Here is a 7,215-nt window from a genome sequence, read left to right as displayed (position 1 = left end):
TCACCGAAGCGCATGAAAGGCGTCACCGGGGCACCGCTTTCGATCGTCTCGTACATGCGGACCTCGGCGATGCAGCAATAGCCCACGCCGCCATTGCGGATGCTGGACCCGTGCAGGCTGCCCTGCTTGTTGGACACCGTGCCCGAACCGATGATGGTCCCGGCGGCCAATTGGCGCGTGCGCGCGGCATGCGCGACCAGTTGCGGAAAATCGAACGTCATGTCCTGGCCCGCGTTCGGGCAGCCAAAGGGCTCGCCATTGAGTTCGACCCGCAGCGGCAGATGGACCTTGCCATCGCGCCAGGCCGGGCCCAATTCGTCGGGCGTCACGGCCACCGGAGAAAATGCGCTGGCCGGCTTGGACTGGAAAAAGCCAAAGCCCTTGGCCAGTTCCCCGGGGATCAGGCCGCGCAGGGACACGTCGTTGACCAGCATCAGCAGGCGGATCGCGCCGGCGGCATCCGTCGGCCGGGTTCCCATGGGCACGTCGCCCGTGATGACCGCGACCTCGGCCTCCATGTCGATCCCCCAGTCCTCGGTATCGGCAACGATGGGATCGCGCGGACCGATGAAACTGTCGGACCCGCCCTGGTACATCAGTGGATCGGTGAAGAAGGATTCCGGCACCTGGCTGTTGCGGGCGCGGCGCACCAGTTCCACGTGGTTCAGATAGGCCGAACCATCCGCCCATTGATAGGCGCGCGGCAACGGCGAATGGCAAGCCGCCGGGTCGAAAGGGCGGGCCGCCCCGTCCTGACCCGAATTGAGCCGGTCATACGCGGCACGCAGCCCCGGCAGACAGGCATCCCAGTCATCCAGCGCCGCCTGCAGGGTGGGCGCGATCTCGGGGACGGCGACACACTGCGTCAGGTCCCGGGACACGACGACCAGGCGACCGTCGCGCGACTCATTTTTCAAAGTGGCTAGTTTCATGGGAACACCAATGGCTTACTTCAGTTCAGACTGGACCTGGTCGAACAGATCCTGGCCCACGCTGGGGATGAACATCTGCCACACCGGCTGCACGCGCTCGCGCATGCGGTCATGCTCGGCATCGCTGACCTCGTTGATCTCCATACCGTGTCTGGCCATGGCTTCCTTGGCCGACTGCGCCTGGGCGCGCGCCACTTCGCGCTGGTAAGCGCGGGCTTCGAGAGCGGAATCCTTCAGGATGTTTTGCTGATCCGGCGTCAACTTGTCCCAGAAGGCCTTGGAGACCAGCGGGATGAAGGCGCCATAGCTGTGCCGCGTGATGGACAGGTATTTCTGCACTTCGTAGAGCTTGAGCGCGGCGATCACGGCATTGGGCGTACCCTGGCCATCGATGGTGCGGGTTTCCAGTGCGGTATAGAGTTCGGGCACGGCCAGCGGCACGGGATTGGCGCCCAGGGCCTTGATGGTTTCCTGAGTGATTTTCGCCTGGATCGAACGGAACTTCAGACCTTCGAAATCCTCGGCCCTGGCAATCGGATGTTTGCTGTTGGTGGCATTGAAAAACCCGTTTTCCCAGTACGCCAGACCCACCAGACCATGCGCGGGCAGGGTTTCCAGCAGCTGCTGCCCCACCGGGCCGTCCAGCACCTTTTCCGCCTGTTCACTGTTCTTGAACAGGAAGGGGAAATCCAGGATCTCGTAGGCCTTGACCATGCCCGTCAGGGTCGTGGTCTGGGGCACGGTGAATTCGATCGTGCCGCCTTGCAGGGCGGCAGTCACCTGCACGTCATTGCCCAGCACACCGCTGTAATAGGGTTTGATGACGATCTCGCCCTGGCTCTTGGCCTTGACCAGTTCAACGAACTTAGCCACCCCCTGGCCCTGATGGGATTTTTCCGGCAGGGTCACGGCGAATTTCGCCGTGACCGCCGCCCAGGCAGAACCGGACAGCGACGCGGCCAGCAGGCCGGCAAGCAAAGCGATACGGATTTTCATGGAATGTCTCCTTGGGTGGAATCGGACGGGTCGCCGACCGCTAGCGCCACCATCGGGCGGGTACAGTCACCAGTTCGGGGAACAGGATCAGGGCAATCAGCAGCGAGACCAGGGCCAGCAGGAACGGGCTGATACCGCGCGTGGCCTGGACCATGGACACCTTGCCCACGGAACTGACGACGTTCAGCACCACGCCCACGGGTGGAGTGATCATGCCGATCGAGCAGTTCATGATGAAGATCACGCCGAAATACACGGGATCGATATCGGCCGCCTGCACGATCGGCAAAAAGACCGGCGTGAAGATCAGCACGATGGGAATGAAGTCCAGCACCATGCCGGCAAAAAACACCACGACCATCATGGCAGTGACCAGAATCATCGGCTGATCCGACAGCCCCTGCAGCCAGCCGCCCACCTGGCCGGAAATATCCGTGATGGTGATCATGTAGGACGCGACCATGGCCAGCGCCGCCAACAGCAGCACGACCGAAGTCGTCTGCGCGGTGGACAGCAGGCATTCGTAGATCTTGCGGCCATCCAATTCCCGATACACCACCAGGCCGACGAACAGCGCATAGGCGGCGGCCACCACGGCGGATTCGGTCGGCGTGAAGATCCCGAAACGCAGGCCGCCGATGATGATGACCGGCAGCATCAGTGCCCAGCCGCCCCGCCCCAGCAGGCGCAGCCGCTGTCCCCAGGGCACGCGGGGCGTCAGCACGGCATCCTGCCGCCGGGCGACGAACCACCAGGCCACGGTCAGAAACAACCCCATCAGGATGCCGGGCACGATCCCGGCCAGGAACAGGCGCGTGATCGACACATTGGCCACCACACCGAAGATCAGGAAACCGATCGACGGCGGAATGACCGGCGCGATGATGCCGCTGGCAGCCATCAGGCCGCAGGCCCGCGCCGGGTCATAGCCGGCCTGGCGCATCATGGGCACCAGGATCGCCGCCAGGGCGGCCGTGTCCGCCACGGCAGACCCCGACAGACTGGCCAGCAGGATGCCAGCACAGATCGCCACATAGCCCAGGCCGCCGCGCAAATGCCCGACAAAGGCGCTGGCCATGTCAACGATGCGCCGGGACAACCCGCCCGTGTTCATGAATTCGCCCGCCAGGATGAAGAACGGCACGGCCATCAGCACGAAATTATCGGCACCGGAAATGGCGTTCTGCACCACGATCTGTGCATCGAACTGCCCGGTCAGCAGCATCAGCGCCACCCCGGCAAACATCAGGGCAAAGGCGATCGGCATGCCCAGGGCGATCAGGCCCAACAAAGCACCCAGAAAAACGAATGCAGTCATGGGCGATCTTCCTGCTTCGTGGACGCGCCACCGCCTGACGCGGGCTTGGATGGGCCCATGCGATCGGCCCGCCCTTCGATGCGGTCGGCCAGATCCTCTGTCAGGGCATCATCGATCCCCACCAGCGCCCGATAGATGTTGTTGCACACCGGAAAGATCAGCGCCACGCCGAACACCAGCGCCGTCCCGTACAGCCAGGCATAGGAAATGCCCAGGACCGGGTACGTGTTGCCCAGATTGATCAGGGTCTGCCGCCAGCCGCCAACGATGAAGATCCCGCAACCAGCCAGAATCAACACCCCGGTGAAGACCACCAGCATCCGGCGAACGCCAGGCCCGACCGCCCGCTGCAACGAATCGAAGCCGATGTGAATGCGGCGTGCCGAAGCCAGGACTGCGCCCATGAAGATCAGCCAGACGAACAGCAGGCGCGCCAGTTCCTCGGAGACGGCAATGCCCGAATTGAAGGCGTAGCGCAACACGACATTGCCAAAGACCAGCAGCCCCATGATTGCCAGGCAAGTGACGATCAGGATTTCGAAACCTCGGGCGATCTGGCGAAACGCGCGCTGGATCATCGGCGCTCACCGCACGAAGGAATGGACATGGTCGTGTCTCCGATCCGGATGTGGATGCCGGCATGGCGCTGCCGGCGCATCCTTGTGATTGATATCCCATTAGACGCAGTTTCCAGCTATCATTCAAACAGTTTTTAATCATTGATTCATAAGGCGATCCGATGGAAGTCACACTGCGCCAACTGCGCGCTTTCACAGCGCTGGCCCGCACCGGCGGCTTCACCCGGGCAGCGGAATCCCTGCACATCACCCAGTCGGCCCTGAGCGGCCTGATCAAGGAACTGGAATCCCAGCTGGGCGTGCGCCTGGTCGATCGCAACACCCGGCGTATCCAGCTGTCCGAAGTCGGGCGCGAATTCCATTCCGTCGCCACCCGCATCCTGCGCGATCTGGATGGCGCGCTGGAAAACATCGACAATCTCAAGCGCCTGCGCCGCGGCATCGTGCGCATCGCCGCGCCCCAACTGATGGCCAGCACGCTGATCCCGGAAGTCATCGCCAGTTTCCGCCAGGCACACCCCGACATCCAGATCCACCTGCTGGACTGCGCGGTCGAAAACGCCATCGCCCAGGCGGTGCGCGGTGAAGTGGACATCAGCATCGGCCCCCACCGCGAGGGATTGGCCGAACTGGCAGCCGACCCCCTGTTCGACCTGCCCTTCATGGCCATCTTCCCGCCCGGACATCCGCTGGAATCGCTCAAGCGCATCCGCTGGACCGATCTGGTGCGCTACCCCATGATCTCTCTGCAAGGCCAGTTCACCGACCAACTGGCGCTGGACCTGTACCGGATGGCCGAGATCCCTGCCATCCATCCCAGCCACGAAGTGGCCTTCATGAGCACGGCGCTGAGCATGGTCAGCGCGGGCCTGGGCGTGACTGCGGGGCTGCCCTATTCGCAGACTCTGGTGGACCTGTACGGCCTGCGCATGCGGCCCCTGCTCGATCCGGTGATTCGCCGCCGGTTCTTCATCTACAGCCGCCTGCACACCAGCCAACTGCCCGCCACCCAGGCCTTCGTTCGCCATCTGCACGCATCCGTTGACCAGCGGGATTGGGGGAATCCCGGATAAAGCGCCTATTCCCCCGAAAAACGACCGGATCACAACAGCCAGCCCCCTATAATCAAATCTCGGTCAACCCCGGCATGTGCCCCCTGGCAGCGTCGATGAACAATCTCTTCGGCACCATTCGCGCGCGTGTTTTAGTGTCCTTGATCCTGGGGTCGGCCTGCCTGTCACCGCACATCGGGCGCGCCACCACGCTGACGGTCGGCATCAGCGACCTGGGCGCGCTGCTGTCCGCCGCGCCCAATGGGCAGCCAGACGGCGTCCTGGGCAACATCCTGGCTGAAATCGCACACCAGGAAGGCTGGATACTGAAGACCGAACTCTGCACCTGGCAGGACTGCATGCTCAAACTCCGGGACGGCAGCATCGACCTGCTGCCCGCCGTATCCCAGACGCCAGACCGCACGCACTTTCTGGACTTCCACCAGACCCCCGCCCTGCAGACCTGGAACCAGGTCTACATCCGGCCCGGCGCAGCCATCCACACCATCGAAGACCTGAACGGACGGCGGCTGGTGGTCCTGTCCGGATCGCTCGAATACCGCTACCTGGAAACCCTGCTGCCCAATCTCGGCATCCAGACCCAGCTGATTCCGGCAGAGACACTGGCCCAAGGCTTCCAGCAAGTGCAGGCGGGCCAGGCCGATGCCGTTGCCGCCGACTTTTTCTTCGGCAACGCCACGGCGCCGCAATACGGACTGGCGATCACCCCCATCGTCTTCTTGCCTTCCGGGCTGTATTTCGCCATGCCCAAGGGCCGGAACAGCGCCGTCCTGCGCGCCATCGATCGCCATCTGGGCGCCTGGAAAGCCAGTTCTGACTCGGTGTACTACCGCATCCTGGCCCGCTGGGACAGCCCCAGGATGCGCCCGACCGACACGCAGAAACCGCCTGGATACGCACCCGCGCCCCTGACGATTGCCGCCCTGGCGGCCCTGATCGTACTGGCCTGTGCCGCGTGTGCCTGGTTCCTGGTACATCGCCGGGCGCAGCGTCTGCGCTTGGCCAAACACCGACTCGCTACCGTGCTCGACCATGTCGAAGCCCTGGTCTGCATCGAGGACAGCGACCGGCACAGCGTCTACACCAACCGTTCATTCCGCGAATTCTTCAATCTGCCAGACGCAGCGGCGCCAGCCTCAGACGAACCTGGCACGAGCCACCAACCGCTGCGCATCGGCTCCATCACGGACGCCGACATCCCGGCCCTGGAACGGGGCGAGCACATTGTCGCCCAGGCACAGCGGACATCCCCCCGGACAGGCCGCACCCACACATTCCAGTCCCTCAAATTTCCGTTATGCGAACCGGACGGCACGGCCAGGCAGTTCTGCACCATCCTGACCGATGTCACCACTCGCCTGCAGGCCGAAGACCAGGCCCATCACAACGCTTACCACGACCCCCTGACCGGCCTGCCCAACCGCATCCTGCTGCTGGACCGGCTGGAACACACGCTGCGTGATGCGCGGAGCAAGGCAGTTTGCGGCGCCATACTGACCCTGGACCTGGACGACTTCAAAAAACTCAACGACAGCCACGGCCATGCCATCGGCGATCTGGTCCTGCGCGAGGTGGCCCGGCGCCTGCGGGAACACACACTCGACCGGGATACGGTCTCTCGCGTCAGCGGCGACGAATTCATGGTCCTGCTCACCCAGCTGGGCACGGATCCCGAAGCGGGCGCCCGGAGAGCCCTGAAAATCGCGGACAGGCTCCGGATCGTTCTGGCAGCAACGCCGTTGGAACACAGTAACCCGGCCTGCGTCTTTACCGCCAGCATCGGCCTGACACTGCTGCAGGGCAACGGCGCCACAGCCAGCGATGCCATCCGCGAAGCCGACCTGGCCATGCAACGTGCCAAGCGACAGGGCGGCAACCAGACCGTCTTCTACGACCACACGCTGCAAACCGAATTCGAACAGCGCCTGTGGATGGAAAAAGCCCTGACCCAGGCCCTGAACACCAGCCAGCTGACCATGTGCATCCAGCCCCAGCATGCCCGGGATGGCCGCATCACAGGCGCAGAACTGCTGGTGCGCTGGACACACCCCGACCATGGTCCGATCTCACCCGCCCTGTTCATCCCACTGGCCGAGGAAACCAGTCTCATCGACCACCTGACATTCTGGTCGCTGGGCGTGGCCTGCCAGACCTTGCTGGAACTGCAACGCCTGAATGAAACCTATCCGGTTTCCGTCAACATCAGCCCCAAGGTTCTGATGGATGCAGGATTCACTGATTCCGTACGCAAGCTGCTGAACAGCACCGGCGCGCCTGGAAACCGGCTGATCTTCGAAATCACCAGAAGGCATCTGGAT

General features: G+C 63.5%; 6 protein-coding genes. 2 read left to right on the top strand and 4 right to left on the bottom strand.

What is annotated here, in order from left to right:
* From RBR29_RS09485 to RBR29_RS09470, 4 genes are all read right to left on the bottom strand, one after another.
* Window positions 1-932: fumarylacetoacetate hydrolase family protein (locus tag RBR29_RS09485; RefSeq protein WP_320348822.1), on the bottom strand; the 932-nt coding region annotated here is incomplete at its 3' end.
* Between the two features lie 15 nt (window positions 933-947).
* Window positions 948-1,928 carry a TRAP transporter substrate-binding protein gene (locus tag RBR29_RS09480; RefSeq protein ID WP_320348820.1) on the bottom strand — a complete coding sequence of 327 codons (981 nt, stop codon included), beginning with the start codon at window positions 1,926-1,928 and terminating at the stop codon, window positions 948-950.
* A 40-nt stretch (window positions 1,929-1,968) separates the two neighbouring features.
* Window positions 1,969-3,246, bottom strand: coding sequence for a TRAP transporter large permease subunit (locus tag RBR29_RS09475; protein ID WP_320348818.1), 1,278 nt, complete (start codon window positions 3,244-3,246; stop codon window positions 1,969-1,971).
* Entirely contained in the window at window positions 3,243-3,824 is a 582-nt protein-coding gene (locus RBR29_RS09470; protein ID WP_320348817.1) for a TRAP transporter small permease, read from the bottom strand. Before RBR29_RS09470 ends, RBR29_RS09475 begins: the two co-directional genes overlap by 4 nt.
* Before the next feature lie 161 nt (window positions 3,825-3,985).
* Here RBR29_RS09470 and RBR29_RS09465 point away from each other — a divergent pair, with 161 nt between their 5' ends.
* On the top strand, window positions 3,986-4,897 hold the full coding sequence (locus RBR29_RS09465) for a LysR family transcriptional regulator (RefSeq protein ID WP_320348816.1): 912 nt from the start codon (window positions 3,986-3,988) through the stop codon (window positions 4,895-4,897).
* 95 nt (window positions 4,898-4,992) lie between these two features.
* Window positions 4,993-7,215, top strand: a 2,223-nt coding sequence (locus tag RBR29_RS09460) for a diguanylate cyclase (protein WP_320348815.1), incomplete at its 3' end; no start/stop codon positions are given.

The organism is Castellaniella sp., from assembly GCF_034007085.1.
In the GTDB taxonomy this organism is placed as follows: domain Bacteria; phylum Pseudomonadota; class Gammaproteobacteria; order Burkholderiales; family Burkholderiaceae_B; genus Castellaniella.
Note: the sequence above shows the minus strand (reverse complement) of the source record. Positions and strands in the feature narration are given on the sequence as shown.